Annotated in this window: 27 protein-coding genes and 2 pseudogenes; 19 read left to right on the top strand and 10 right to left on the bottom strand. The window is 64.0% G+C overall.

What is annotated here, in order from left to right:
• Nucleotides 1-21: 21 nt before the first annotated feature.
• The gene (locus QP997_RS02705) at nucleotides 22-1,770 is read left to right on the top strand and encodes a thiamine pyrophosphate-dependent enzyme (RefSeq protein ID WP_284846131.1); all 1,749 of its coding nucleotides are present in this window, start codon (nucleotides 22-24) and stop codon (nucleotides 1,768-1,770) included.
• 30 nt (nucleotides 1,771-1,800) lie between these two features.
• Entirely contained in the window at nucleotides 1,801-3,168 is a 1,368-nt protein-coding gene (locus tag QP997_RS02700; protein WP_284846130.1) for a YkvI family membrane protein, read from the top strand.
• 138 nt (nucleotides 3,169-3,306) lie between these two features.
• On the opposite strand, the gene QP997_RS02695 is transcribed toward QP997_RS02700, so the two are convergent.
• The 3 genes from QP997_RS02695 to QP997_RS02685 form a co-directional block, all read right to left on the bottom strand.
• A complete protein-coding gene (locus QP997_RS02695) occupies nucleotides 3,307-3,711 on the bottom strand; it encodes a cupin domain-containing protein (RefSeq protein ID WP_070760984.1) in 405 nt (134 codons plus the stop codon).
• Nucleotides 3,712-3,865: 154 nt separating this feature from the next.
• Nucleotides 3,866-4,750 (bottom strand): trypsin-like serine protease, encoded by an 885-nt coding sequence (locus tag QP997_RS02690; RefSeq protein ID WP_284846129.1) that lies wholly within the window; start codon nucleotides 4,748-4,750, stop codon nucleotides 3,866-3,868.
• Nucleotides 4,731-5,618, bottom strand: coding sequence for a DUF418 domain-containing protein (locus QP997_RS02685; RefSeq protein WP_284846128.1), 888 nt, complete (start codon nucleotides 5,616-5,618; stop codon nucleotides 4,731-4,733). Before QP997_RS02685 ends, QP997_RS02690 begins: the two co-directional genes overlap by 20 nt.
• Before the next feature lie 76 nt (nucleotides 5,619-5,694).
• On the opposite strand from QP997_RS02685, the gene QP997_RS02680 reads away from it, so the two are divergent.
• Together QP997_RS02680 and QP997_RS02675 are read left to right on the top strand one after the other, a co-directional pair.
• The gene (locus tag QP997_RS02680; protein ID WP_284846127.1) at nucleotides 5,695-6,369 is read left to right on the top strand and encodes a response regulator transcription factor; all 675 of its coding nucleotides are present in this window, start codon (nucleotides 5,695-5,697) and stop codon (nucleotides 6,367-6,369) included.
• The gene (locus tag QP997_RS02675) at nucleotides 6,366-7,400 is read left to right on the top strand and encodes a sensor histidine kinase (RefSeq protein ID WP_284846126.1); all 1,035 of its coding nucleotides are present in this window, start codon (nucleotides 6,366-6,368) and stop codon (nucleotides 7,398-7,400) included. The genes QP997_RS02680 and QP997_RS02675 overlap by 4 nt, the downstream gene beginning before the upstream one ends.
• Nucleotides 7,401-7,428: 28 nt before the next feature.
• On the opposite strand, the gene QP997_RS02670 is transcribed toward QP997_RS02675, so the two are convergent.
• A complete protein-coding gene (locus tag QP997_RS02670) occupies nucleotides 7,429-7,869 on the bottom strand; it encodes a YtoQ family protein (protein WP_070757479.1) in 441 nt (146 codons plus the stop codon).
• 122 nt (nucleotides 7,870-7,991) lie between these two features.
• On the opposite strand from QP997_RS02670, the gene QP997_RS02665 reads away from it, so the two are divergent.
• From QP997_RS02665 to QP997_RS02650, 4 genes and pseudogenes are all read left to right on the top strand, one after another.
• Nucleotides 7,992-8,534, top strand: a complete 543-nt coding sequence (locus tag QP997_RS02665; protein WP_284846125.1) for a DUF488 domain-containing protein — start codon at nucleotides 7,992-7,994, stop codon at nucleotides 8,532-8,534.
• A 159-nt stretch (nucleotides 8,535-8,693) separates the two neighbouring features.
• Nucleotides 8,694-8,867: pseudogene (locus QP997_RS02660) on the top strand (LLM class flavin-dependent oxidoreductase); the annotation flags it as partial.
• 82 nt (nucleotides 8,868-8,949) lie between these two features.
• Entirely contained in the window at nucleotides 8,950-9,309 is a 360-nt protein-coding gene (gene cmtR, locus QP997_RS02655; RefSeq protein ID WP_284846124.1) for a Cd(II)/Pb(II)-sensing metalloregulatory transcriptional regulator CmtR, read from the top strand.
• On the top strand, nucleotides 9,306-11,198 hold the full coding sequence (locus QP997_RS02650; protein ID WP_284846123.1) for a heavy metal translocating P-type ATPase: 1,893 nt from the start codon (nucleotides 9,306-9,308) through the stop codon (nucleotides 11,196-11,198). Before cmtR ends, QP997_RS02650 begins: the two co-directional genes overlap by 4 nt.
• 78 nt (nucleotides 11,199-11,276) lie before the next feature.
• Here QP997_RS02650 and QP997_RS02645 read toward each other — a convergent pair whose 3' ends face one another.
• Complete coding sequence (locus tag QP997_RS02645; protein WP_284846122.1) at nucleotides 11,277-12,245, bottom strand: NAD(P)-binding domain-containing protein; 969 nt, start codon at nucleotides 12,243-12,245, stop codon at nucleotides 11,277-11,279.
• A gap of 198 nt (nucleotides 12,246-12,443) precedes the next feature.
• On the opposite strand from QP997_RS02645, the gene QP997_RS02640 reads away from it, so the two are divergent.
• The 3 genes from QP997_RS02640 to arfB all read left to right on the top strand — a co-directional run bounded on the left by QP997_RS02640 (nucleotide 12,444) and on the right by arfB (nucleotide 13,786).
• Nucleotides 12,444-12,689 carry a ribbon-helix-helix domain-containing protein gene (locus QP997_RS02640; protein WP_284846121.1) on the top strand — a complete coding sequence of 82 codons (246 nt, stop codon included), beginning with the start codon at nucleotides 12,444-12,446 and terminating at the stop codon, nucleotides 12,687-12,689.
• 310 nt (nucleotides 12,690-12,999) lie between these two features.
• The gene (locus QP997_RS02630; protein ID WP_284846207.1) at nucleotides 13,000-13,311 is read left to right on the top strand and encodes a putative glycolipid-binding domain-containing protein; all 312 of its coding nucleotides are present in this window, start codon (nucleotides 13,000-13,002) and stop codon (nucleotides 13,309-13,311) included.
• 31 nt (nucleotides 13,312-13,342) lie between these two features.
• Nucleotides 13,343-13,786 (top strand): alternative ribosome rescue aminoacyl-tRNA hydrolase ArfB, encoded by a 444-nt coding sequence (arfB, locus tag QP997_RS02625; protein WP_284846119.1) that lies wholly within the window; start codon nucleotides 13,343-13,345, stop codon nucleotides 13,784-13,786.
• A 54-nt stretch (nucleotides 13,787-13,840) separates the two neighbouring features.
• Here arfB and QP997_RS02620 read toward each other — a convergent pair whose 3' ends face one another.
• A complete protein-coding gene (locus QP997_RS02620; protein ID WP_284846206.1) occupies nucleotides 13,841-14,101 on the bottom strand; it encodes a HigA family addiction module antitoxin in 261 nt (86 codons plus the stop codon).
• A 34-nt stretch (nucleotides 14,102-14,135) separates the two neighbouring features.
• Nucleotides 14,136-14,363 (bottom strand): type II toxin-antitoxin system RelE/ParE family toxin, encoded by a 228-nt coding sequence (locus QP997_RS02615; protein ID WP_284846118.1) that lies wholly within the window; start codon nucleotides 14,361-14,363, stop codon nucleotides 14,136-14,138.
• A 122-nt stretch (nucleotides 14,364-14,485) separates the two neighbouring features.
• On the opposite strand from QP997_RS02615, the pseudogene QP997_RS09875 reads away from it, so the two are divergent.
• A pseudogene (locus QP997_RS09875) lies at nucleotides 14,486-14,731 on the top strand (LLM class flavin-dependent oxidoreductase); the annotation flags it as partial.
• Nucleotides 14,732-14,777: 46 nt separating this feature from the next.
• Here the strand turns inward: QP997_RS09875 and QP997_RS02605 are convergent.
• Entirely contained in the window at nucleotides 14,778-15,167 is a 390-nt protein-coding gene (locus QP997_RS02605; RefSeq protein ID WP_284846117.1) for a heavy metal-responsive transcriptional regulator, read from the bottom strand.
• Nucleotides 15,168-15,265: 98 nt separating this feature from the next.
• Between QP997_RS02605 and merA the strand changes: the two genes are divergently transcribed.
• The 3 genes from merA to QP997_RS09870 all read left to right on the top strand — a co-directional run bounded on the left by merA (nucleotide 15,266) and on the right by QP997_RS09870 (nucleotide 17,617).
• A complete protein-coding gene (gene merA, locus QP997_RS02600) occupies nucleotides 15,266-16,687 on the top strand; it encodes a mercury(II) reductase (RefSeq protein ID WP_284846116.1) in 1,422 nt (473 codons plus the stop codon).
• Nucleotides 16,684-16,905, top strand: a complete 222-nt coding sequence (locus QP997_RS02595) for a hypothetical protein (protein ID WP_284846115.1) — start codon at nucleotides 16,684-16,686, stop codon at nucleotides 16,903-16,905. The genes merA and QP997_RS02595 overlap by 4 nt, the downstream gene beginning before the upstream one ends.
• A 322-nt stretch (nucleotides 16,906-17,227) precedes the next feature.
• Entirely contained in the window at nucleotides 17,228-17,617 is a 390-nt protein-coding gene (locus QP997_RS09870) for a peptide chain release factor I (RefSeq protein ID WP_350309542.1), read from the top strand.
• A gap of 3 nt (nucleotides 17,618-17,620) precedes the next feature.
• Here QP997_RS09870 and ychF read toward each other — a convergent pair whose 3' ends face one another.
• The gene (gene ychF / locus QP997_RS02585; RefSeq protein ID WP_284846113.1) at nucleotides 17,621-18,706 is read right to left on the bottom strand and encodes a redox-regulated ATPase YchF; all 1,086 of its coding nucleotides are present in this window, start codon (nucleotides 18,704-18,706) and stop codon (nucleotides 17,621-17,623) included.
• A 226-nt stretch (nucleotides 18,707-18,932) separates the two neighbouring features.
• On the opposite strand from ychF, the gene QP997_RS02580 reads away from it, so the two are divergent.
• The 4 genes from QP997_RS02580 (at nucleotide 18,933) to QP997_RS02565 (ending at nucleotide 23,372) form a co-directional block, all read left to right on the top strand.
• The gene (locus QP997_RS02580; RefSeq protein ID WP_148812575.1) at nucleotides 18,933-20,615 is read left to right on the top strand and encodes a sodium-dependent transporter; all 1,683 of its coding nucleotides are present in this window, start codon (nucleotides 18,933-18,935) and stop codon (nucleotides 20,613-20,615) included.
• A gap of 1 nt (nucleotide 20,616) precedes the next feature.
• Nucleotides 20,617-20,784 (top strand): methionine/alanine import NSS transporter subunit MetS, encoded by a 168-nt coding sequence (gene metS / locus QP997_RS02575; protein ID WP_148812577.1) that lies wholly within the window; start codon nucleotides 20,617-20,619, stop codon nucleotides 20,782-20,784.
• Between the two features lie 96 nt (nucleotides 20,785-20,880).
• Nucleotides 20,881-22,536 carry an AI-2E family transporter gene (locus QP997_RS02570; RefSeq protein ID WP_284846112.1) on the top strand — a complete coding sequence of 552 codons (1,656 nt, stop codon included), beginning with the start codon at nucleotides 20,881-20,883 and terminating at the stop codon, nucleotides 22,534-22,536.
• A gap of 5 nt (nucleotides 22,537-22,541) precedes the next feature.
• Entirely contained in the window at nucleotides 22,542-23,372 is an 831-nt protein-coding gene (locus QP997_RS02565) for a DUF6542 domain-containing protein (protein ID WP_148812581.1), read from the top strand.
• Nucleotides 23,373-23,513: 141 nt separating this feature from the next.
• On the opposite strand, the gene QP997_RS02560 is transcribed toward QP997_RS02565, so the two are convergent.
• Nucleotides 23,514-24,542, bottom strand: coding sequence for a 4-hydroxy-3-methylbut-2-enyl diphosphate reductase (locus QP997_RS02560; protein WP_070758597.1), 1,029 nt, complete (start codon nucleotides 24,540-24,542; stop codon nucleotides 23,514-23,516).
• Nucleotides 24,543-24,663 lie beyond the last annotated feature (121 nt).

Raw genomic sequence — 24,663 nt, 5'->3', positions numbered from 1 at the left:
ATTCGAGGAGCGATTGAACCCATGGCTATGACAGTCGGCGAAATGATGGTTAAGGCTCTGGCCGAGCACGGGGTCTCCAAGGTCTGGGGCGTGGTGGGCGATGCCCTCAACCCCATTACGGACGCAATCCGGCGCGAGGATCGCATCGACTGGATTGGTGTGCGCCACGAAGAGGCCGGCGCCTTCGCCGCCTCCGCGCAGGCCCAGCTCACCGGTGAGCTCGGGGTGGTCATGGGCACCGTCGGACCCGGCGCGATCCACCTGCTCAACGGGCTTTATGATGCTCAGAAGTCCCACGCCCCGGTGCTTGCCATCGTGGGCCAGGTCCCGCAGGCCTCCATCGGGACGAACTTCTTCCAGGAGGTCAACAACGACCGCCTCTTCGACGACGTCTCCGTCTTCACCGCGACGGTTACCACCGCCGAGCAGATGCCCTACCTCTTCGAGCAGGCCGTGAACGCCGCGATCGCCCAGAGTGGCGTGGCGGTTCTGAGCATCCCCGCCGACGTGGGCGGCCTGACCCTGCCCAAGGAGGCCACCACCCCCCGCTTCGCGCCGAAGCCCACGGGGTCTACCCCATCCGCCGACCGGATCGGCGAGGCGGTCAACGCCCTGCAGTCGGCGGAGAAGGTCTCGCTGCTGGTCGGCCGCGGGGCGCAGAACTCCCGCGAGGAGCTGCTGGAGCTGGCCGAAATCCTGGACTCCCCGATGGTGTTGACGCTTAAGGGCAAGGAGTTCCTTGAAGACGAGAACCCATGGCAGCTCGGCCAATCAGGGCTGATTGGTAACCCGGCGGCGATTAAGGCCATGGAGGAATCCGACACGATCTTCATGATCGGCACGGACTTCCCCTACCGGGAGTGGATCCCCTCCGGCAAGCAGATGATCCAGCTGGATATCAACGCCAGCCACATCGGTCGCCGCGCCCAGATCGACGTCGCCCTGGTCGGTGACGCCACCGAAAGCCTCCGCCTGCTGATCGGCGCGCTGCGCAGCGCCGGCGTCGAAAAGGATGCGAAGGACTGGGCAGAAGGGCTGCGTAAGCGCTACGAGCGCTGGCTGGACGGGCAGAAGAAGCTCGCTAACCCGCACTTCGATGAAACGCTGCTCGGCAAACTGCGTTCGCTGGGCGATAACCCCAGCAAGCGGATCCGCCCGGAGGGTGTGGCCACCGCGCTGGACGAGGTCTGCGCCGACGATGCGATCTTCACCTCGGATACCGGAATGTCGACGGTGTGGCCCTCCCGGCTGCTGCCGATGCGTGGCACCCGGCGCCTCATCGGTTCTTATAATTTGGGGTCGATGGCCAACGCCTTGCCGATGGCGCTGGGCGCGCAGGCAGAGTACCCGGATCGCCAGGTCGTGGCCATGGCCGGCGATGGTGGGCTCATGATGTTGGCGGGCGATCTGCGCACCGCGGTGACCTACGATTTGCCTATCACCGTCGTGGTTTTCAACAACACGAAACTCGGCATGGTGAAGCTGGAAATGGAACAGGTCGGCCTTCCGGAGTACGGTACTGATTTGGATAATCCAGACTTCGCTGAACTTGGCCGTGCCATGGGCCTGGAGGCGGTGCAGGTCTCCGAGCCAGAGGAACTGGCCGAAGCCCTGCGCACTGCGGTGCACTCCCCCAAGCCCTACCTGGTCGAAGTTCTCACCAACCCCGACGAGGTGTCGGTGCCGGGCGAAATCGAACCCTCCCAGGTTTATGGTTTCGCCCGGGCGAAGGCGCTAGAGCTGCTGCCGGATGTGAACTTCCGGAAGTAGCGGGAAGCACCTTCAAGGGAAAAGTTAAGAATGAGAAGCATCAAAATTGGGTTGGCGCTCGTCGGGCTACTGGTCGGCGCTGGCTTCGCAACCGGCAAGGAAGTTACCCAGTACTTCGTCAGCTTCGGCACGATGGGTGTGTGGGGTGTGCTCGTCGCAGCCATCACCACCGCCGGTGCCGCGATCGTGGCGATGACGGCGGGAAGTTTCTTCCTCGCCGAGGAGCACTCCTCCGTATTCAACCGCATCTCGCACCCGATCATCTCCAAGGTGATGGATGCGGGAGCGACCGTCACCCAATTCGCGATTGGCTTCATCATGATCGCCGGCGCCGGGGCCGTCGTCGAGCAGCAATGGGGCATTCAGCCCTGGATCGGCGCCCTGAGCCTGACGATCATCATCGCCCTGGTGGGTTTGTTGGACGTGGACCGCGTCTCGACGATCATCGGCGGAGCGACGCCCCTGATCGTCGTGGTGATCCTCATCGTCTTCGTGTGGGTGCTGCTGAATAAACCGGACGGCTCTTTCACGGAGCTGGCTGCCATCGGAGCACAAAACGAGTCCCCAGTGCGGCCATGGTGGCTCTCCGCCCTGAACTACACGGGCATGACGCTGGCCACCGGCATCAGCATGATCCTGGTCATCGGTGGCGATAGCGCCAACATGCAGAACGCGATCCGCGGTGGCCTGCTGGGTGGGCTGATCTACAGCACCATGGTGGTCATTGAGGTCATCATGCTGCTGCTGGCCGCCCCACTGGTCCTCGGCTCCGACGTCCCGATCCTGGCACTGACGACGCACATCGCACCGTGGTTCAGCCACTTCGCCAGCGTGGTCGTGGTGTTCATGGTTTTCAACACAGCCCTGGGCATGTTCTATGCCCTGGGACGCCGCCTGACCGCCAAGAAGCCGGAGGCCTACCGCCCGGTGTATCTGCTGGGTGTGCTGGTCGGCTTCGGCGTGAGCTTCGTGGGCTTCGGCGACCTGGTCAACATCGTCTTCCCGATCCTGGGCTGGATCGGCATGGTCATCGTGGGCGCGTTGATCCTGTGGCGCTTCAAGACGGCCAGCCGCATCGAGGCAGAGGGCAAGGCCCGCTCCCGCATCTGGAAGTACGCCACGGCTCCGGCCAAGGCGTCCACCCGTGACCTGCGCCGCATCGCAACACTGATCCGCGGTACCGCGCCGGAAAATGAGCGCTTCCGTGAGAAGCTGCAGGATGAGTTGGAGCAGCAGCACGAGGGTGAGGGCGAATACGAGGACTCCCCGGAGGCTGCTCAGCACCAGGAGATGCTGGACAAGCTCGAGGAGTACGACGAGCGCTACGCGGCACAGCAAGCCACGGGCGCGTCGGATCAGTCCCCTGACGCTGCAGCGGACACACCGAAACAGAGCTAGGACCAGCGCGGCCAGCCCCGTGCTCTGGAGCCCAATCGGCTCCCAGGGGGATGGAAGGGAAGCTTCACGATAACAAGACAACAAAAGCGCCCAGCCTGTTGGCGGGGCGCTTTGTCTGACCTTGGGGGCTGAAGGTTTTTAGTCGACGTCGTCCGCCTGGGTCTGGTGGACGGTGCCGTGAGCGTGGTGCGGCGGGGCGTAGATGCTGTAGAGCTTCATCGGCTCATCACCAATGTTGATGATGTTGTGCCAGGTCCCCTTCGGAACGATGACTGCCCAGTCGGCGGAGACCTCCTCGGTGAAGGTCACCTCATCCTTGGATGGGCCCATCTCGACGCGGCCACGGCCGGACTCGAGGCGCAGGAACTGGTCCTCCTTGGTGTGAACCTCGAGGCCGACGTCCCCGCCCACCGGGATGCTCATCACGGTGACCTGGAACTGCTCACCGGTCCACAGGGCGGTGCGGAAGGTCTCGTTATCGAGGGTTTCCTTCTCGATATCGACGACGAACGGCTTCGGGCCCTGATCGCGTGTCTCTGCCATGACTACTCCTTGTCCTCGAGTTTCTTTGGCTTAGTCGGTCTCGGCTGTGCCAACCGTAATCCGTGGTCAAACGGCTACGCCTCAATTGTAGGCGCAATCATGCAGGCCCGCCCGGGTGAGATGGCAGCACGCCAGGCAGGCGGCTAGGCAGGCTTTAGGCCCCGCGGCGGCGCAGCAGCAGCCAGGCGCCAGCCGCAACGAGGACGACGACGCCCGCGCCGATGCCGACGTTGCGGGCCGTGTTCCCGGAGTCCTCCGAGGAGGCCGCGGCTGCAGGTTCGCTGGAGTCTTCCTTCTTGTCCTCGCCCTTCGCATCACCGCCGCCGATGATCCCGCGGATCCAGTCGGCCTGCTCCGCCACCGGTGCGACAGAGACAGCGGCGTTCGAGGTCATCTCCTCCTCCGTCGGGTTCTCCGGGTCCTCGAACAGACCGGCGGACATGATGCCGGCGACCTTGCCATCGGCGAAGATCGCGCCACCGGAGTCGCCCGGCTGGATGCGCGCGCCGTCCTTCAGGGCAACGTCGAGGGCCTTCGGGGCCTCGTAGAGCGCGAGCGGCGAGTCGCCGCGGACCTTAGCCTTGGCGGACGGGAGCTTCGTGGAGCCACCGGAGCCGTCGGAGGACCAGCCGTAGATGTTCACGTCCCCGGTGGGCACCTCATCCGCGACCTCAGCGAAGGTCTCCAGGTTGATCTCCTGCTCAGTGTGGAGCAGGGCGATGTCCCCGCGTGGGGCAACCTCGTGACGGTCGACCTTGTACACCCGCTGCTCATCGCCCTGGCCGATGCGCACCGAACCGCCCGGCTTGGCGGCCGCATCGATGCAGTGACGGGCCGTGATCACCCAGTGGGCGTCGATGGCGGTGCCGGTGCACACGCCCTCGTCAGGGTCAGAATCATCGACACGGACGGAGACGACCGGCTTTGCCTCCTCGGTGTCCCCGGCGAAGGTCTTGCTCTCCATGGCACTGGCTGGTGCGATGGCGAGTGCTCCTGCTGCGACCACCCCGGTGGCCACACTAGCTGCGAACTTCTTCATTTTTATCCTTTCCAAATACCGCGGTGATGCGGCGAAGCAGAGTTTCCAGCGGCCCACGGTCAAACACCGCGAGCCACGCATAAGAGATGGCAATGGCGCCGCCCAGGCTGACCCAGAAGCCGAACCACTCCGGTGCCAGCCGATCCGCCGTGAGCACGTGGATGCAGTAGATCGTGAGCGGCATGCGGCCCAGTGGTGCGAGCCACCCGATCCCCCGCTGCAGCAGGCAGCACAGCGAACAGATGCCCACCGACGCCCCGATGCTTCCGACGATGTCGCCCAAGCCACCGGTGTGGCCGCCGACGTCGAAAAACTCGGGCAGCATGGTGTACCAGCGAAGCGCGAGGTCCACGGCGAACAGTCCCAGCCCAACCACGAGGCCAAGAACAAGGCGCGGGCGCGTGAGCATGTGCCGCCGGAAGAGCATCCCGGCGATCATCAGCGCTCCCCACATCAACGGCGAGTAAGGCCAGAAGGCGGGAATCAACACCGTCGCAGTGGAGGCCGCCACCGCCGATGCAAAGGCCAGCACGCAGGCCAGCCACAGGAGCACGGGCGAGCTCCAGCGCGGCGCCCAGGCAAGCAACGCCATGCAGAGTCCGATGGTCCCGAGCACCACGAACACCTCCCCGGTGAACGGGGCAAGCGCGAAGTGCAGGGCAATCAGGCACAGCCCGCGCACGATGATCTGAACAGGACGTACCCGCATGTAACCCATCGACACCCCGGAGATGAAAGCAAACAGTGCGGCCGGGAAGCCGTAGAGCACCTGGACAGCCACACCATCCAGGTAGGTCAGGTGGGCGACCATCATGCCGACGAGCGCAACTGCCCGCGCGACGTCGATACCAACGTTTCGGTTCTGCATAGCGTGAACGGTACGCAGGCCGATGTTGCGGGGACGTTAACGCGGGCACAACACCCGTGCCGTTACGATCGGTGCCATGACAATCCGCGTTCTCGTCGTCGACGACGAAAGCTACCTCGCCGACGCCATTTGCACCGCGCTGAACAGCGCAAACATGCAGGCCACTGCGGTCTACGACGGTGCCACCGCGCGCTCGTCGATCGACGATATCCGGCCCGACGTCGTCGTCCTGGACCGCGACCTGCCTGGCATCCACGGCGACGACATCTGCCGCTGGGTCGTCGATGCCCACCCTGCGACGAGGGTGATCATGCTGACTGCCTCGGGCACCCTGGACGACCGCCTGGCTGGATTCGACCTCGGCGCGGATGATTACCTCCCCAAGCCCTTCGAGGTCCCGGAGCTCATCGCGCGGGTTAATGCGCTAGCTAAGCGAAACCTGCCGGTGCGCGGCGAGGTCTACCGGTGCGGCGACGTGCGGCTGGACACCTTCCGCCGCGAGGTCACCCGGGGTGGGGCGCCGGTGCCCTTGAGCCCGAAGGAGTTCGCGGTGTTGGAGGTCCTCATGGAGGCAGCCGGTGGGGTGATCTCCGCCGAGGATCTGCTCGCGGAGGCGTGGGACGAGAATGCCGACCCATTCACGAACTCCCCGCGCGTGACGGTCTCCCACCTGCGCAAAAAGCTGGGCGAGCCGCGCATCGTGCACACCGTGGCAGGTGCTGGTTACTACGTGGCGGAGGCGCCGCGATGAAGTTGAGCTTGCGGGCACGGATCACCGTGCTGTTCTTAGGCACCGTCTTGGGCGTGGGGTTGGCGCTGATCGGGCTGGTGTATGCGTATTTGAAGCTCACTCCGGTCCCCTTCATGGCCCAAATCCCGACGCCGGATGAGGGGCTGCTCATCGACGGGGCGGTGCCGATCGCCGATGAGGTTCTGCGCCGTGTGCTGGTGGCCTCCCTGACTGTGTTGGCGCTGCTCACCGCGGTCGCTGGGGTGATCGGTTGGTTCGTGGCTGGGCTCGTGATTAAGCCGCTTCGGGATTTTGCGGACGACGCCGCGACCGTCACCCGGGGTGACTTGAGTGCCCGCATCAGCCACCAGGGCCCTGATGACGAGGTGGGCGAGTTGGCGGATGCGCTGAATGCGATGCTCGACGAGCTGGCGGATGCCCTCGAGCGGCAACGCCGCTTCGCATCGAACGCCTCCCACGAGCTGAAGACACCAATCGCGACGATCCAGACGATGGCTGATGTGGCACTAGCCAGCGGCGATGAGCAGGTACTGCGGGACACCTTGGGCCGGGTGCGCGAGGTCAACGCGCGGGCGGCCGATACCGTGGCTGCCCTGCTGCAGCTGGCGAACGTGGACGTCCGCGATCGCCAGGAGCTGGATCTGGCCGCGCTGTGCCGTGACATCGGTCGTGGGCAGGGCGTGGCGGTGACAGCGGAAGCGGTCACGGTGGCTGCCTCCCCCACCCTGGTGCGTCAGGCGGTGGAGAACATGGTGCGCAACGGGATCACTCACGGTGAGGATCCGTCCATGACGGTGGCACAGGTGGGCCGGAACGCCGAGATCACCGTGGAGTCCGACGGCCCGCAGCTGGACGCGGCGGAGGTCCGCACGTGGGTGGAGCCCTTCGCCCGGGCGCAGCGGACCTCGGGGGCCGGTCAAGGCCTGGGGCTGGCGATCGTCGATGCAATTGCGAAAGCCCACGGCGGTTCGGTGGAACTGACGCCGCGGGCCGAAGGTGGGCTCGCCGTGACGCTGCGGCTGCCTGCTTGATAGAACAGCGCCGCTTTCGAGCTTTCTCTTAGGCCTCGAGTACGTAACGCAGGATCTCCACGACCTGGTCGGTGGTGGTGCACCACGCCTGCGCGGCGGCGTCGACTTCCTTGAGCGGGTGGACGATATCCTCGCCATGCAGCGTGACATAAGGCTTGTCCAGTGCCGCGCAGTAACCCGCGTCGAAGGCGGCATTCCACTGCTTGTACTGGTCCCCGAAGCGGACGACGACCATGTCGGCCTTCTCAATCAGGGTGCGGGTGCGGATGGAGTTCACCTTCGAGGACTGGTGATCGCGCCAGAAGCCCGCGGGTGCCTCGCCCAGGTGGTCGCCGGCTGCGTCGCTGGCGGGGTGGTCGGTCACCGGCGCGGTGAATACGACGTCGAGCCCGGCGGCCTCCGCGCCGCGCTGGATCTCTTCGCGCCAGTCGGTGTGGATCTCGCCGGACAGGTAAACGTTGAAGCTCAAGACCATTTCTCCTTACGGTTTTTGGACGTTGACCTTGAAGTTTACGACGTGTCGTCGCAAAGTCACCTTCTCATTCGTGAAGCCGATGTAAGTGTAATCGCTTGGCGCGTAGCATTGGCGACATGCGCATTTACACCGTGGGCCACTCCAACCTCGAGTTCGAGGACTTCGCTGAAATGATCAAGGCTGCCGGTGTGGCATCCATCGTGGATGTGCGCAAGCTGCCCGGGTCCAGGAAGTACCCGTGGTTCAACGACGACCACCTTGCCGAACACCTTCCTACATGTGGCATCACTTACAGCAGAAGCGAGGGCCTCACCGGGCGGCGCAACGTGTCCCACTCGGTGCCTTTTGAGGTTAACGGCAACTGGCGTAACCGCAGTTTCCACAATTACGCCGACCATGCGCTGGGCAAGGAGTTCTCGGACGCGCTCTCGCAGCTACGGGCGAACGCCGCCGAAACTCCCACCGCGATCATGTGCTCCGAGGCGGTGTGGTGGCGCTGCCACCGGCGTATCATCGCCGACCACCTCATCGCCCACGGTGACGAGGTTGGCCACATTATGGGCCTGGGTGCAGCCGGGGCGAAGGTGAGCGAGGCAACGCTCAACGACGGCGCAGTCATCGGCAACGATCTCCTCGTGCGCTACCCCGAGCGGGGCTAGCGCGTACACCAGAGGCCAGGGGTGCGGAAACTCGGACTACGCCTCAGTCAGCCACGGCATCCTCCTCGGCCTGACCTCAGGCGCAACCTACGCCTTATATTCATGGGCGCCCGCCACCTTATGAGCAGCAGCATCGGAGGCACACCAGCGGACAGCACGCTCAAAGCCGACGCCGCCGTCATGTCCGCCGACACCTTGCTCATCACCATCCCCACCGGGATGGGCGTGGACGTCAACGTGAAGATCTTGGACAACTTCGCCACGCATGTCGCCCCCGCGTCGGGTTGGCAGCCGAATCACGAAGGCCCAGTTACCGGCTATCCCATCGACTAATTCCTGCAGGCCGCAAGCTCTTTGCTTCAATGACAGTTCAGTGCGTGTTGAATAGTTCAGTAATTGCTGTATAGTTCAGCACATGCTGACTATTGCTTCACGCCTCGACGTCATGAACCGGCTCGGCCGAGCCATGGCGGATCCGACGCGCTCCAGAATCCTACTGACCCTACTCGACGGCCCGGGCTACCCGGCCGTGCTTTCGCGCGACCTGGACCTGTCCCGCTCGAACGTCTCGAACCACCTGACCTGCTTGCGTGACTGCGGCATCGTCGTCGCCGAGCCGGAGGGCCGCAAGACACGCTACGAAATCGCCGATCCGCACCTCGCGACAGTGCTCAACGCGCTAGTGAACGCGACGTTGACTGTCGACGAAAACGCCCCGTGCATCGACCCTGAGTGCTCGGTGCCCGGCTGCGACGGGAAAGGAGCAGACGCATGAGTTCAGCATGTGGATGCGAACACGAACCAGCCACAGAGATCGAAGATCTCGATCGGCCATGGTGGAAGGACCCCGAGTTGCTACTGCCGATCTTCTCCGGTGTAGCCCTCATTACAGGACTGGCGCTGGACTGGTCCGGGCTAGAGACACCCGCGACAGTACTGTTCTGGGTCGGCCTGCTGTTGGGTGCTTACACGTTCGCACCCGGCGCGATCCGGAACCTTGTCACGAAGCGCAAGCTCGGCATTGGTTTGCTTATGACGATCAGTGCGGTCGGCGCGGTGATCCTTGGTTACGTCGGAGAGGCCGCGGCGCTGGCGTTCCTGTACTCGATCGCCGAGGCGCTTGAAGACAAGGCGATGGACCGGGCCCAAGGCGGACTGCGGGCACTGTTGAAATTGGTACCGCAAACCGCGACGGTGCTGCGCGACGGTACGACGGCCGAGGTCGCTGCGAAGGATCTTGAGGTTGGCGAGCTAATGGTCGTACGCCCCGGGGAGCGGATCGCCACGGACGGCATCATTCGGTCCGGACGCTCCAGCCTTGACACCTCAGCGGTCACCGGAGAATCCATTCCGGAGGAGGTTGCGCCCGGCGACGAGGTACCCGCGGGAGCGATCAACTCCGCCGGGGTGCTGGAGGTCGAGACGACCGCAGCTGGAACGGACAACTCGCTGACCACGCTCGTGGACCTGGTCGAGCAGGCGCAGGCGGAGAAGGGTGAACGCGCCCGGATCGCCGACCGGATTGCCCAACCCCTAGTGCCCGGGGTGATGATCCTGGCGGTGCTGGTCGGCGTGATTGGCTCGCTGCTGGGCGACCCCGAAACGTGGATCACTCGCGCGTTGGTGGTCCTGGTCGCAGCATCGCCGTGCGCGCTGGCAATCTCCGTGCCGCTGACGGTCGTGGCCGCGATCGGCGCAGCCAGCCAGTTCGGAGTAGTCATCAAGTCCGGCGCGGCGTTCGAGCGACTCGGCGGCATCCGTCACCTAGCGGTGGACAAGACCGGAACCCTTACACGCAACCAGCCCGAGGTTACCGGAGTGGTCCCGGCAGACGGATTCGATCGGGCGCAGGTGCTTTCCTTCGCGGCGGCGGTTGAGCAGCAATCGACGCACCCCCTCGCCGCTGCGATCGCGGCAGCGGAGCCCGAAGCGTCCACCGCCTTGGATATCAGCGAGGAAGCCGGTCATGGCATCGGCGGCACCGTCGAAGACCGACGGGTGCTGGTGGGCAGCCCCCGATGGATCGACGCCGGGCCACTGACGGCAGACGTTGAACGCATGGAGTCCGAGGGCCAGACCTGCGTCCTAGTCACCGTCGATGACGCCCTCGCCGGGGCGATCGGGGTCCGCGACGAGCTGCGGCCCGAGGTGCCCCAAGCCGTGCAGACCCTGCACGCCAACGGCGTGGAAGTGAGCATGCTCACCGGCGACAACACTCGCACCGCCCGGGCGCTGGCTGAAATCGCCGGAATCGACGACGTACGCGCCGAGCTGCGACCGGAGGACAAGGCAAGCATCGTCGCCGAACTCTCCTCCAAGACGCCGACGGCGATGATCGGCGACGGCATCAACGACGCGCCTGCGCTGGCGGGCGCGACGGTGGGCATAGCGATGGGAGCAACCGGCTCTGACGCCGCGATCGAGTCCGCTGACGTCGCCTTCACTGGCCACGACCTCCGGCTGATCCCACAGGCGCTGCAGCACGCCCGCCGAGGCAGCAGGATCATCAACCAAAACATCGTGCTGTCTCTGGCCATCATCATCGTGTTGATGCCACTGGCGATCAGCGGTGTGCTGGGCCTGGCCGCCGTCGTGTTGGTTCACGAGGTCGCCGAAGTCATCGTGATCTTGAACAGCCTGCGGGCTGCGCAAGCGAAGCGCTGAGACACACTTTCGCCCAGCGCGCTGGCTCTCCAACGCGGACCGTGGAAGGATCGAACTGCTCAGGGACCAAGCATCATCTCAAAACTTTTGATGCCGAGCTTCATCGACACGGCCCGCGACTACCTGGGCGGTGTGTTTGGCAAAGGGCCCAACACCCATCAGCGTTGCCGATCCGTCGCCGGTCCAGTTGCCGTAACCGACTAGATGCAGATTCTCCACTTCAGGTTCGCGGTCGCGCATGAGGTGGCGGAATGGGCCGAGGGCCGGACGGAAACCGGTGCACCAAATCAGGTGGTCGTGGTCGAGCTCGCTCAAGCTATCGAAGATGGGGGTAGCAGTGAGCTGACCGGAGTTGCGGAGCTCACGTAGATGAGGAAGCGCGACAATGTCCCCGAGGTTCGGGCCGGATTCGCCGCCGAGAATCCGGCGGCGACTGTTGAGAAAGAGATCGCGGCCGTCGACGTCGTCAGGCATCCAGCGCGGTTGCTCACGTGTGAACCATGTGACTTCCGATGTCCCAATGAGGTCTGCGGCGATCTGGGCACCCGAGTTCGCCCCACCGACCACCGCGACCTTCGCGCCGCGGAATGGTTCGGGGCCGGGATAGGTCGACGAGTGCCACTGACGTCCACGGAAGGTGCCCGGATAGTGGGGCACAAAAGGCGCGGACCACGTGCCGGTGGCCGCGACAACGTGGTCCGCTGTGAATTGACCGGCGCTCGTATCTAGGAAGAACATCCCTTCGTCATGGGACACGCTGTGAACGTGCACCGGGCGCCGAACCGGCAGATCGTACCGTCGTTCGTAGCTTGTCAGATAGTCGATGACATGACGTGCCGGCGGGTACCGCGGCATAGGCCAGCCGGGCAGGTTGGAGAACTCCGCGGCCGAAAAAAGCGTCAGTGAAGGCCACGTGTGCAACCACGCTCCACCGGCTTCCTTTTGATTGTCCAAGATCAAGAAGTCCACTTCGTAGCGCCGCAGGTAGTATGCCGTGGCTAGACCGGACTGGCCACCACCGACGACGATGGCCGTGTGATGCTCCATGGCGCCTCTCACCTCATCGGGCACATGCCCGACCACTTGCATCTCCGAGAATTTACCAACAGGGAGGGCTTGTCAGTAGTAGTCAACAATCTCCACCCTAACACCCGCGTTACACATTGAACTTGAACTCCACGGATTGTCGAAAGAACATAACCTCCCCCTAGTCGCCAAGCCCTTTTCCGTATTACGATTAGATGCATGAAAACTATCAACGGGAAGCTAGTCAGCGAAGAGCAAATCGATGCGTGGGTAACCGAAGCCGAGAAAGGCTACGACGTAGAGACACTTCGTCGACGTGGAAGGAAACCACGAAACGAAGATGCTGCGAAGGTTATCTCCATTCGGCTTTCCCCCGGCGAGATATCGGACCTCGACAAGTTTGCGGCTAAAAACGGATGGTCACGCTCTCAGGCAATCCGCGAAGCGCTAAAGAATGCTATTTAGAAATGGACGTACGCCGAAGCGCCACGAAACACGGCATCAAGCCAGACGACTCCGTTACTGCCGCGACTTCAGGCTGCGTTTTTAAGACCCCACTCGATGAGGAACACCCTCAAAGGGAACTGCGCCTCGGATTCGACGGCTCAATGAGACTACTCGAGATTGTCGTACTCATCTGGGATGACGGCACCGAAACGATCATTCACTCGATGAAGGCACGCAAACAGTACCGCACCCTGCTCGACTAGGCACGAATATCTTCGAAGAAACCCGGTGTGCTTACCGGATACAGCAATCATGAGCTCGCCAAGGCATTGCAAGTGTCTCAAAACTCGGCGAGTTTTGGTCCGCCGCACTCGATTGCGATCTCGGTCTGTGCCCTCTCACCAACACAATGCCTATTCGTCGCTTGACGCTGCTTGAGACTCAGGTTCCGAAAACGCAGCTGATCATGGCTTGGATTGATATCCCGTCCCTCCAGGTGATCGCATCAGACCAGTACTACAGCTCTGTCGATGCTGAAGCTCTCCGATACGAAAGCGGAACACGGGGAGTCGACGTCGAGTTGGAGGTCAACGGTGACGGAGTGGTCGTACACTACCCTGATCTCGCACGGCGGGTCTGATCCGGAAACAACTCTAACTAAGCTGGGCGGTATGAACGACCTGACCATCGCGCCCGGCCCAGGGATCCCTGGGGGTCTGGTCATCGTCGCCGCCGACCTGTCGGAACGGTTTGCGAAGGCGTCGGGCCCCGGCGGCCAGGGCGTCAACACCACCGACAGCAAGGTGCAGCTCTCCATCGACATCGCGGAATGCGCATCGCTTTCCGACGCCCAACGCCGCCGCGCCCTCCACAACCTCGAACACCGCCTGCACGGCACTGTGCTCACCGTGAGCGCGTCGACGCAGCGCTCGCAAGTCCGTAACCGCACCGAGGCGCGAGAGCGCATGGCCATCTTGTTGCGCGAGGCGCTCGCCCCACCGCCTCCCCCGCGGCGGAAAACGAAGCCGACGCGCGGCTCGGTGCGGCGCCGTCTCGAAGAGAAGAAGCGGCGCTCGGAACTCAAGTCCACGCGACGGCGGCCCCAAATTCCCTAGTTCGAACCATCCGCGTGCACATCCTCACGCTGACGGACCTGGTTCGGGTAACCGCTACGCCGAGCCAGCGTGAACCGGCTGAATCCTCTCGATCTCGGCGAGGATTTTGTCTTCTGCCACATCCAGGTCGTACTGGGTCTGCAACCCGAGCCAGAACTGGGGGCTCGTCTCGAAAAACTTCGCTAGACGAAGGGCCGTGTCAGCGGTTACAGCGCGCTTACCGTGAACAATTTCGTTGATTCGGCGGGGCGGAACGCCGATGGAGACGGCGAGCTTGTGCTGGGTGATCCCCATTTCCTTGAGAAAGTCCTCCATGAGGACCTCACCGGGGTGAACCGGAGGGAGCTTGTCAGTGGTAGTCAACGATCTCAACCTCCTCTGGCCCCGCGGCGGACCACCGAAAACAGATCCGCCACTGGTCGTTGATTCGAATGCTGAACTGACCCCGCCGATCACCTTTCGACGCCTCAAGCCGGTTTCCCGGGGGAATCCGTAACTCATCAAGAGTCTGCGCGTACCCAAGCTGGCGAAGCTTCCACAAACGCTCGGTGTCCTTGTCAGCGAACGACTGGATCATGCTTCACCCTATCCCCGTATAACGCGAAGCGTCAATAACGTTAGACGTTAAATTTGAACTCGACGGTATGTCGTTGCAAAGTTACTCCCTCTCGTTAACACCATCAAAAGGAGTGTTATCCAATGAAAGCGTTCGGCTTCTTAAGCTTCAGGCATTACGCCTTCGGCAGCTAGCGCGGGCCATCTGCGGAAAAGATCGCCAAGACTCATCTGGAGATCACCCAGGCTGCGGACGAAATCGGCGTGAACAACGCGTCCTTCCGAGTCCACCACTTCGCGCTGCAGGCCTCCGCCCCGATGCCGCTGCTGTGTGCTATCGCGGCCACCACCAAAATCATCGAGGTGGGCCCCGGCGGCATCGACATGCGCTAGCGCATATCGGGGTTGTAGCGTTTGAGTCATTGACTCCCGCCGTCTACAAGTACCTACACACTTGATCGGTGCTGCACGTTTCAGGATCCGGGTGCGCGGCGTCCTGGCTAAGGTCCACGATAGTGTCGCGCAGCACGGAGAGCTGCGCGATCTGCTGCTCAATCTCAGCGAGGCGCACGTCAAGCAGGTCGCGCACGTGCTCGCAGGGCGCATGGCCGCCGTCGCGGATGTCGAGGATCTGGCGGATCTGGGCGAGGGTGAGGCCCGCGGCCTGGCCGCGATGGATGAAGTCGATCCGAGCGACCGTCTCGGGCGCGTAGTCGCGGTATCCGGACGGCGTGCGCTCGGTCGGGGGCAGAAGGCCCTGTTCCTCGTAGAAGCGAAGGGTCTTCGCGGTAGTGCCCGCCCTCTCGGCGAGTTCTCCGATCCACATTACTGTCTCCCTCCGTGGCCGCGCTTGACCTTCCCCTGCACTGGAAGGTCCAGTATGGCTGAGACAGAGCAGAAAGCCAAGAGTTGACAGGAGCAGCGATGCCTACGAAGTACGATCTCGCCATCATCGGATCGGGAGGCGGCGCGTTCGCCGCTGCGATCCGCGCCAGCACGCTCGGGAAATCGGTGGTGATGATCGAGCGCGGGACGCTCGGCGGCACCTGCGTGAACACGGGCTGCGTCCCGTCGAAGGCGCTCATCGCCGCGGCCGGCGCGCGGCACGTCGCCGTCGACGCCGCAACCCGGTTCCCCGGGATCGCGACGACGGCGGATCCCGTCGACATGCCCGCGCTGATCGCTGGGAAGCAAGCGTTAGTGGAGTCGCTGCGCGGCGAGAAGTACGCCGACGTCGCCGACTCCTACGGCTGGCAGGTCCTCCGCGGCGACGCCTCGTTCGTGGGCACCCCTGATGCGCCGGTTCTCGATGTTGCCGGAGCCGACGGAAGCGTCGAGACCATCGAGGCCCACCACTACCTAGTCGCGACTGGTTCTCGCACGTGGGCACCGCCGATCGACGGCCTGGAGGAGACCGGATACCTGACCTCGACCACGGCGATGGAGCTGACGAAGGTCCCCGAGTCGCTGCTGGTGCTCGGCGGCGGCTACGTCGCCCTGGAGCAGGCGCAGCTGTTCGCCCGCCTCGGCTCGCAGGTCACGCTGCTCGTGCGGTCCCGGCTCGCCTCGAAGGAGGAGCCGGAGGTGTCGAAGGCGCTCCAGGAGGTGTTCGCCGACGAGGGCATCCGCGTCGTCAGCCGCGCAGTGCCCACCCGGGTCTCCCGCGGCACGGGAGGCGAGGCCGTCGTGACCGCCGCCTTGTCCGGCGGCTCGCAGGAGTTCCGCGCCGACCAGGTCCTGGTCGCCCTCGGACGCCGTCCCGTCACCGATGGCCTGAACCTCGATGCGGTCGGGGTGAATACCGGAGACTCCGGCGAGGTGGTCGTCTCCGACCGGTTGCAGTCCTCGAACCCGCGGGTCTGGGCCGCGGGCGACGTGACCGGGCACCCCGAGTTCGTCTACGTCGCCGCCCACCACGGCACCCTCGTCGCCGAGAACGCGTTCGCCGACGCCGACCGGTCCGTCGACTACGCCCGCCTGCCGCGGGTGACGTTCACCGGGCCCGCGATCGGCGCGGTCGGGATGACCGAGAAGGACGTCCTCGCCGCGGGGATCCGCTGCGACTGCCGCGTCCTGCCCCTGCACCACGTGCCCCGCGCCTTGGTGAACCGCGACACCCGCGGGTTCATCAAGATCGTCGTGAACGCCGAGACGAACGAGATCCTCGGCCTGACCGCCGTCGCCAAGGACGCCGGGGAGCTCGCCGCCGCAGGCGTCCACGTGCTCGGCAGGACCGTCGCCGAGGTCGCCAACGCCTGGGCCCCCTACCTGACCATGGCCGAGGGCATCCGGATCGCCGCGAAGGCCTTCACCACCGACCCGTCGCTGCTGTCGTGCTGCGCATGAACGGCAACGCAGGCAATCGGAGAGATCTCATCCTGAAGCAGACGATGAGCGCCGATCAGGACCGCGACGAACGGCGCGCCGGTCCCGTCGTCGCTGCAGGGACCGGGCTGCTCTTGCTGGCATGCTGCGCGCTTCCGTCGCTGCTCTGCTGCGGCCTGCCGTTCATCGCGGCGGGCGGAGCACTCGCAGGCGTCGGTGGGCTCCTCGGTAATCCCTGAATCATCGGTGCCGGGACCGCCGTCGTGATGGCCGTCATGGCGGGGATGCTCGTCAGGCTACGGCGGCGGCACCGGCGCCGCAGGTCCGGCTGCTGCGAAAATCCTTCGACCGCTGATCGGAACCGGTAATTCGAGCGGATCCAGCGATCACTGCCACCTGCGGAGGCCGCTGAAATCGAAGCCCGACGGGAGAAGGAGGAGCAAAAAAGCGTTCGAATCAACCGGTGACGAGGATAATACTGAGGCTGGATCCCGGCCGTCGCGACGCGGTCTCCGCTTCCGCCGAGACGAGAAAGGGTTGTGGGCACCTAGGCTGGGCGGCATGAACGACCTGGCCATAGCGCCCGGTCCGGGGATCCCCGACGGTGCGGTCATCGCCGCCGATCTCGCGGAGCGTTTCGCGAAATCGTCGACTCCAGGCGGCCAGGGCGTCAACACGACGGACGGCAAAGTCCAGCTTTCCATCGATGTCGCCGAATGCGCATCGCTTACCGACGCCCAGCGTCACCGTATCTCGCGCAACCTCGAGCACCGCCTAGACGGCTCCGTCTTTACCGTGACTGCGTCGACTCAGCGGTCTGTGTTTCGCTCCTGGTCCTCTCGCTTGCACCTGCGACACAGCCTCGTGTCCCCGGGCCGTAGCGTTCGGGGGAGCACAATAGCCCCAGTCCTCATCACGTCCCGGGATCAAAGAGTTCATCGCAGAGGTTAAGCACTACACGTTGAACTTGAACTCGACGACGTCGCCGTCGACCATGACGTACTCCTTGCCCTCCTGGCGGACCTTGCCTGCCGCGCGGGCCTCAGCCATGGAGCCCAGCGCGTCGAGATCCTCGAAGCTGACGATCTCAGCCTTAATGAAACCGCGCTCGAAGTCAGAGTGGATCACGCCAGCGGCCTTCGGTGCGGTATCGCCCTGGTGGATCGTCCACGCACGGGCCTCCTTCGGGCCGACGGTCAGGTAGGTCTGCAGGCCGAGGGTCTCAAAGCCAGCCTTGGCCAGGGTCTGCAGGCCCGGCTCGTTCTGGCCGACAGCGGCGAGCAGCTCCGCGGCGTCCTCCTCGTCCAGCTCCAGCAGGTCGGTCTCACTCTGGGCGTCCAGGAAGACGGCCTCGGCCGGGGCGACCAGCTTGCGCAGCTCGTCCTTCTTCGCGTCATCCGTGAGGACATCCTCGTCGGAGTTGAACACGTAGAGGAAAGGCTTGGCGGTCATCAGGTGCAGCTCGCGGAGTAGATCCAGGTCAACCTCGCCGGTCTTCGATGCGGCGAAGAGCGTGCGGTCGTCCTCCAAGACAGCCTGGGCCTTCTTGACCTCCTCGACGGCGTCGGCGACGTCCTTGTCCTTGCGCGCTTCCTTCTCCAGGCGCGGCAGGGCCTTCTCCAGGGTCTGCAGGTCGGCGAGGATCAGCTCGGTGTTGATGACCGAGATGTCGCTGGCAGGGTCGACGCGACCGTCAACGTGGATGACGTTGTCGTCGGTGAAGGCGCGCACCACCTGGCAGATCGCGTCGGCCTCGCGGATGTTGGCCAGGAAGGCGTTACCCATGCCTTCGCCCTCGGATGCGCCCTTCACGATGCCGGCGATGTCTACGAAGGTGACGGTGGCCGGGAGGATGCGCTCAGAGCCGTAGATTTCCGCCAGGCGATCCAGGCGCGGGTCCGGCAGCTCCACCAGACCCTCGTTCGGCTCGATCGTGGCGAAGGGGTAGTTCGCCGCCAGCACGTCATTGCGAGTCAGCGCGTTAAAAAGGGTGGACTTGCCGACGTTCGGCAGGCCAACAATTCCAAGGGTGAGAGACACTCAACAAGTCCTTACAGATGCGATCGAATAGTGTCTTCTAGCTTGCCTGAAGTACTCCCCTTGGTTCAAACGCGCCACCCTACCCAATGTTGATCGAGAAAGTACGTCAAAAATCACTTGGAATTCGCTGTGTGTTGCTAATATTCCCTTTTCAAGAGCGTGAGGTAGATCACCGGACCCGCCGGTGGCCTCCCGCTACTATCTTTTCGATAGGACGCACCACATCATGAGCTCCACAACGCCCGGTGGCTCCACAACCTCACCCGGAGCATTCACCGACGACTCGCGCCCTCAGGCCCGCGAGACCTTCAACACCCGCCTGGTATTCCTCATGGCGGCGATTGGCTCGGCCGTGGGCCTGGGCAATATTTGGCGTTTCCCCTACGTCGCCTACGATTCCGGCGGCGGCGCCTTCCTCATCCCCTACCTGATCGCCCTGCTGACGGCGGGTGTCCCGCTGCTGTGGTTCTTCTTCAGCATCGGCCACCGTTTCCGCGCCTCGGCACCGCTGGCTTACCGGCGCATGGACCGCCGCGCGGAGCCTATCGGCTGGTTGCAGGTGGGCGTGGCTTTCTTCATCACCATCTACTACGCCGCCATCATCGGCTGGTCAGGCCTCTACGCATGGAAGTCGCTCTCGCTGAGCTGGGGCACGGACACCGAGTCCTACTTCTTCAACGACTTCCTGCACCTGGACGCCGAGTCCACCCACTCGGGTAAGTTCGTTATCCCCATTCTGCTGATTATGGTCGCAGTGTGGGTGATCACCACCATCGTGCTGGCGGCAGATGTCAACAAGGGTATCGGTAAGCTCACCACCATCTTCGTGCCCCTGCTGATCGTCCTGTTCCTTCTCATGGTCGTTCGCGCACTGTTCCTCGACGGCGCACTCGATGGCCTGAATGCCTTCTTCACCCCGGACTGGGGCGCACTGACGGACTCGGGCGTGTGGATCGCGGCCTATGGTCAGATCTTCTTCTCCCTGTCCATCGGCTTCGGAATCATGACGACCTACGCGTCTTACCTGAAGCCACGCACCAACCTGACGAACACCGGTATGGTGACTGCCTTCGCAAACTCCTCCTTCGAGCTGCTGGCCGGTATCGGCGTCTTCGCGGCCCTGGGCTTCATGGCTCACCAGACGCAGACCAACGTCTCTGAGGTTGTCAGCGGCGGAATCGGCCTGGCCTTTGTTGCCTTCCCGACGATCATCAATGAAATGCCTTTCGGTGAGGCCTTCGGCATCCTGTTCTTCGTCTCGCTGTTCATCGCCGGCCTGACCTCTCTGATTTCCCTGATGGAGGTCGTGGTCTCCGCTGTGAAGGACAAGTTCAACCTGGAGCGCAAGACCGCCGCGATCATCATCGGCGCGATCATGGGAACCATTTCCACTCTGCTGTTCTCCGCGACCACCGGCCTGGTCGCCCTGGACATCATGGATAAGTGGACGAACAACATCGGCATCATCTTCTGCGCCTCGCTGGCCCTGATCCTCACCGCCTGGGTGTTCAAGCGCCGTGTGGAGATGACTCAGCATCTCAACGCCGTGTCCTCCGTGAAGGTTGGTCCGGTCTGGCAGTTCTTCGCTTTCGTCCTGACCCCAATCGTGCTGCTGTACACGATGGTTTCGGAGATCATCGGGCTAATCAAGGAGCCTTACGAGGGCTACGCCACCGGCCAGATCACCACCTACGGCTGGCTGGTGCTAGCCATCATCGCGATCGCTGCGATCGTGATGACGATCGTCCCCTTCCGCCAGGGCATCCACCTCGATGGAGTCCCGGGCTCGGACTACGGAGTGCCGAGCTTCGGCCGTAAGAACAACGAGCCAAATACCCTGGCCGCCGCGGCACAGCGCCCAGCTGCGGCCGCTGCTGAGTCCAACCCCACCAAGAAGGGAGACAACTAACATGACCGCAATCGCGCTGATCATGATGGTACTTTTCATCCTCGTCATCTGGGGTGGCCTCGTCGCATCTGTCATCATGCTGACCAACAGCAGCGATGAGGAGTCCGGCGAGTTGGGGACCGCCCCAGGCACCCACGACGAGGCGCTTGCCGCCGTTCGGGTCTCCTAGCACTGCTCCCACGTTAAAGCTAACCCCACCGACAAATCAGTGATTTGCGGTGGGGTTAAACATTGTTTTGATGCGCTTTTCAGGCATGATGGACACATGAATTCATCCAAAGACCCGCGCAATAGCGGCCGTGGCGAGGGCAAGCACACCCCCGACCACGACAGCGAGCGCGACTTCGCCGACTTCCTCGCCGGATCCCGGCGCGCTGATCACGAATCCACACTGCCCCTGCCCGAAGAGCAGGGTCGCAGCCGTCGCAGCTCGGACACCACGTCCACGCAGAACGAGGACAGCGACGCTCAGGGCGTCAACGTCGACGGAGCTGCCCCCACTATCCCGGAGGGCATGTCGGATAACGAGAGCGATGACAAGGAGCACTCCGGCGGCAAGAATAAGCTCGCCGAGAAGCTGAGCGAAAAGTCTCGCGAATTTCATAAGAAGCACCCCCACCTCCACGACGGCTCGTTGGATAAGTACACCAGCCTCGACGAGGCCGAGGACCTCAACCCCGAAGTACGGGATCGTGCCGAGGTGCTGGGTACCTCCGTGCGCTGGTTCGCGGGCTGGTGCCTGCGCCTGCTGATCATCGCACTGGCCGCCTACGTGGCCTCCAAGGCCTTCGGCAAACTGTGGGTGGGCATCCTGCCGGTTCTGCTGGCGCTGATCGTCTGTACCGTGCTGTGGCCGGTCGTCCGCGTGCTGCGTGAGAAGCTACGCTTCCCGAACGCGCTCGCGGTGGCCACGACGATCATCGGCTTCTTCGTGGTGATCGCCGGCCTGTTCGCGCTGATCATCCCACCTGCCGTGGATCAGTCCCGAGAACTCGCCACCCAGGCCAATGCCGGTATCCGCACGATTCAGCGCTGGCTGCAGGGCCCGCCGGTCAATCTCCAGGAGAGCCAGTTCAACGATGCCTTGAATCAGGCGACGAACTGGCTGCAGAACCAGTCTGGACGCATCGCCTCTGAGGTCGCCGCGGGCGCGTCCGCCACCCTGTCTGCCCTGATGACGCTGTTCATCATGCTGGTGCTGACCTTCTTCTTCCTCAAGGACGGCGAGAAATTCTTGCCGATGATCCGCCGCATCACGGGTCGCCGCGTCGGGTGGCACCTCACCGAGGCGCTGACTCGTTGCTGGCAGACTCTCGGCGGGTTCATCCGCACCCAGGCACTGGTCTCCTTGATCGACGCCGTGTTCATCGGCGGTGGCCTCTTCCTGATGGGCGTTCCGCTGGCGGGTCCGCTGGCGGTGCTGACCTTCTTCGCGGGCTTCATTCCGATCGTCGGTGCCACCGTCGCCGGTGTCCTCTCGGTCCTGATCGCCCTGGTGGGCGTGGGCTTCAAGACTGCGATCTTCACCCTGATCCTGGTGCTGGCTGTCCAGCAGCTGGAGGGCAACGTGCTCTCGCCGTGGCTGCAGGCCAAGGCGATGAACCTCCACCCGGTGATCGTGCTGCTGGCAGTGACGCTGGGTGGCACGCTCTTCGGCATTATCGGCGCGTTCCTGGCGGTTCCGGCAGCTGCGATGATCGCCGTCGTCCTGCGCTACATGGGCGACCTGACGGATCTCGCGACGGGCGAGAAATCCATGGAGGATATCGAGTTCGCCACCACCGCGGGATCTCTGTCCGGTGCGCAGTCCCAGCGCAAGGCGGAGCAGTGGCTGGCGGGCCAGCGGGGCGCGATGAAGGTCACTAAGGAAAAGCTGACCTTCAGCAACCTGCTCAACCCGCTTCGTAAGGGCGATAAGTAACATCAATGGCCGTGTCTGATACCTCCCCGCATAACGCAAGTTCCCGCTTCCCCGTCTGGTCGCCCCTGCTGGTGATGACCGCGGTGTTGCTGACTGGGCTTGTCATCGGCTGGGGCAGCACCACGCTGCCGACGGGGTATTTTGTGCTCTTCGCTGCCGCCATGGTGGTCTGCACCCTGTTCGTGGAGCCGCGTGGCCTGTTCTTGACGGTGGCCTCGTTCCCCCTCTGGTTTGTCGTGGGGACGTTCATCGTGGCCCGTATCGCAGCCCCCTCCGGTGGTTCGGCCAAGGCGAAGTTGGCGACGTCGGCCTACCCGATCGTCCAGCATTACCTGTGGCTCGCTGTCACGATGCTGATCTGCGTGCTGCTCGCTGCGGTGCGGTGGTGGCTGTACCGGGAGAGCGTCGACCGTGCGCGGGCCAGGGCCACGCAGCGCCGTCGCCGTCAGTCCGACGCCAACCGCTCCAACGAGGAGCTTTCCCAGCGCGCTCGTTCTCGTGCCGCGCACCGGCGTTCGGCTACCAGCGGGAAGAACGTCCCCTTCGACCCGGCGCGATTCCAGCAGCGCCGTACGGAGGGAGCTCGCAGTTATAGTCGTGAGGATCTGCGGGCCTCCTCGGAGCGCCGCCGCGGTGTCCCAGGCCGGGCTGATGAACGCTCGGCGCAGCGCTACCCCTCTTCCGAGTCCTCATCCCGGTACTCGACTGGCTACTCCTCCCCCACCGAGGGCGTATCGCGCTCTGGGCGGTCGGAGTACGGCAGCCGCCGCAGCCCCCTGCCACGAAGCCGACACACCGGCGCCGGGCGGGAGTCCACTGAGGACCGCGACTACTAGCTCCGCGCAGGGCAAGCCAGCTGATCTAGCTTTCGGCTTGCGCCTCTCAAAAAGCACAACCCGCCACGACCATGGTCGTGGCGGGTTTTCACATCACGCCGGGGTGGGATCTTTCCCCTCCCCAGCCTCGACGTTCGGTGACTAAGCCTTCCGGCCGGCGGTGCGGGACGGGCGCAGCTCGCGCGGCAGGGAGAAGATCAGGTCCTCCGTGGCGGTGGTGACCTCCTCAACCTCGGCATAGCCACGCTCGGCGAGCAGCTCGAGAACACCGCGGACGAGGATCTCCGGCACGGAGGCGCCCGAGGTCACGCCGACGTTCTCAACGCCCTCGAACCACTCCGGCTTGACCTGGTTGGCGTAGTCGACGAGGTGGGCGTCCTTCGCCCCGTTCTGCAGCGCGACCTCGACGAGGCGCACCGAGTTGGAGGAGTTCTGGGAGCCAACCACGATCATCAGGTCGACCTTCGGCGCGATGGCCTTCACAGCGACCTGGCGGTTCTGCGTGGCGTAGCAGATGTCGTCGGACGGCGGATCCTGGATGTGCGGGAACTTTTCCCGCAACATCTTCACAGTGCGCATCGTCTCGTCGACGGAGAGGGTGGTCTGGGAGAGCCAGACGAGCTTCTCGTCATCCGCGAACTCGAGCTTGTCGACGTCCTCCTGGTCCTCGACGAGGTGGACGACGTCCGGCGCCTCGCCCGCGGTGCCTTCGACCTCCTCGTGGCCGTGGTGGCCGATGAGGATGATCTGGTAGCCCTGCTTCGCGAAGCGGGTGACCTCGTGGTGCACCTTGGTGACCAGCGGGCAGGTCGCGTCGAAGGTTTTCAGCTCCAGCTGGCGGGCCTGGTCGCGGACGGCTGGGGACACACCGTGGGCGGAGAAGACGACGTTGGAGCCGCGGGGCACCTCGTCGGCTTCATCGACGAAGATCACGCCGCGTTCCTCGAAGGTCTTGACGACGTGCTTGTTGTGCACGATCTCCTTGCGGACGTAGAGCGGCTCGCCATGCTTTTCGAGCGCCTTTTCTACGGTCTCAACGGCACGATCCACGCCGGCGCAGTAGCCGCGCGGTGCAGCGAGGTAAACCTTCTTCTTCCCCGCGGTGCCCGATGGGGTGGCCGCGGTGGTGTCGTCGTTTTGTCGGGTGTCGGTGGTACCAGGCAAAGTCATGCCCCCACCTTAGCCCAGCTGCCAAATCATGGGCTTTTCTGCGGTACCGTCGCGGCCGTCGGGGCGAACCTGACACCTTGTTCGGGGCCGAGTAGGTGTGCGTTGTCTGCGAGGCCTCCCG

Source organism: Corynebacterium sp. MSK039 (assembly GCF_030232315.1).
Lineage (GTDB): Bacteria > Actinomycetota > Actinomycetes > Mycobacteriales > Mycobacteriaceae > Corynebacterium.
The sequence above is the reverse complement of the archived record's forward strand: the minus strand, read 5'-3'. Positions and strand labels throughout refer to the sequence as shown.

Bases quoted from the DNA above. Each gene is read 5' to 3' on its own strand.
- QP997_RS02705 (WP_284846131.1), top strand. From the start codon at position 22: ATGGCTATGACAGTCGGCGAAATGATGGTTAAGGCTCTGGCCGAGCAC.
- QP997_RS02700 (WP_284846130.1), top strand. From the start codon at position 1,801: ATGAGAAGCATCAAAATTGGGTTGGCGCTCGTCGGGCTACTGGTCGGC.
- QP997_RS02695 (WP_070760984.1), bottom strand. From the start codon at position 3,711: ATGGCAGAGACACGCGATCAGGGCCCGAAGCCGTTCGTCGTCGATATC.
- QP997_RS02690 (WP_284846129.1), bottom strand. From the start codon at position 4,750: ATGAAGAAGTTCGCAGCTAGTGTGGCCACCGGGGTGGTCGCAGCAGGA.
- QP997_RS02685 (WP_284846128.1), bottom strand. From the start codon at position 5,618: ATGCAGAACCGAAACGTTGGTATCGACGTCGCGCGGGCAGTTGCGCTC.
- QP997_RS02680 (WP_284846127.1), top strand. From the start codon at position 5,695: ATGACAATCCGCGTTCTCGTCGTCGACGACGAAAGCTACCTCGCCGAC.
- QP997_RS02675 (WP_284846126.1), top strand. From the start codon at position 6,366: ATGAAGTTGAGCTTGCGGGCACGGATCACCGTGCTGTTCTTAGGCACC.
- QP997_RS02665 (WP_284846125.1), top strand. From the start codon at position 7,992: ATGCGCATTTACACCGTGGGCCACTCCAACCTCGAGTTCGAGGACTTC.
- cmtR (WP_284846124.1), top strand. From the start codon at position 8,950: ATGCTGACTATTGCTTCACGCCTCGACGTCATGAACCGGCTCGGCCGA.
- QP997_RS02650 (WP_284846123.1), top strand. From the start codon at position 9,306: ATGAGTTCAGCATGTGGATGCGAACACGAACCAGCCACAGAGATCGAA.
- QP997_RS02645 (WP_284846122.1), bottom strand. From the start codon at position 12,245: ATGGAGCATCACACGGCCATCGTCGTCGGTGGTGGCCAGTCCGGTCTA.
- QP997_RS02640 (WP_284846121.1), top strand. From the start codon at position 12,444: ATGAAAACTATCAACGGGAAGCTAGTCAGCGAAGAGCAAATCGATGCG.
- arfB (WP_284846119.1), top strand. From the start codon at position 13,343: ATGAACGACCTGACCATCGCGCCCGGCCCAGGGATCCCTGGGGGTCTG.
- QP997_RS02620 (WP_284846206.1), bottom strand. From the start codon at position 14,101: ATGGAGGACTTTCTCAAGGAAATGGGGATCACCCAGCACAAGCTCGCC.
- QP997_RS02615 (WP_284846118.1), bottom strand. From the start codon at position 14,363: ATGATCCAGTCGTTCGCTGACAAGGACACCGAGCGTTTGTGGAAGCTT.
- QP997_RS02605 (WP_284846117.1), bottom strand. From the start codon at position 15,167: ATGTGGATCGGAGAACTCGCCGAGAGGGCGGGCACTACCGCGAAGACC.
- merA (WP_284846116.1), top strand. From the start codon at position 15,266: ATGCCTACGAAGTACGATCTCGCCATCATCGGATCGGGAGGCGGCGCG.
- QP997_RS02595 (WP_284846115.1), top strand. From the start codon at position 16,684: ATGAACGGCAACGCAGGCAATCGGAGAGATCTCATCCTGAAGCAGACG.
- QP997_RS09870 (WP_350309542.1), top strand. From the start codon at position 17,228: ATGAACGACCTGGCCATAGCGCCCGGTCCGGGGATCCCCGACGGTGCG.
- QP997_RS02580 (WP_148812575.1), top strand. From the start codon at position 18,933: ATGAGCTCCACAACGCCCGGTGGCTCCACAACCTCACCCGGAGCATTC.
- metS (WP_148812577.1), top strand. From the start codon at position 20,617: ATGACCGCAATCGCGCTGATCATGATGGTACTTTTCATCCTCGTCATC.
- QP997_RS02570 (WP_284846112.1), top strand. From the start codon at position 20,881: ATGAATTCATCCAAAGACCCGCGCAATAGCGGCCGTGGCGAGGGCAAG.
- QP997_RS02565 (WP_148812581.1), top strand. From the start codon at position 22,542: ATGGCCGTGTCTGATACCTCCCCGCATAACGCAAGTTCCCGCTTCCCC.
- QP997_RS02560 (WP_070758597.1), bottom strand. From the start codon at position 24,542: ATGACTTTGCCTGGTACCACCGACACCCGACAAAACGACGACACCACC.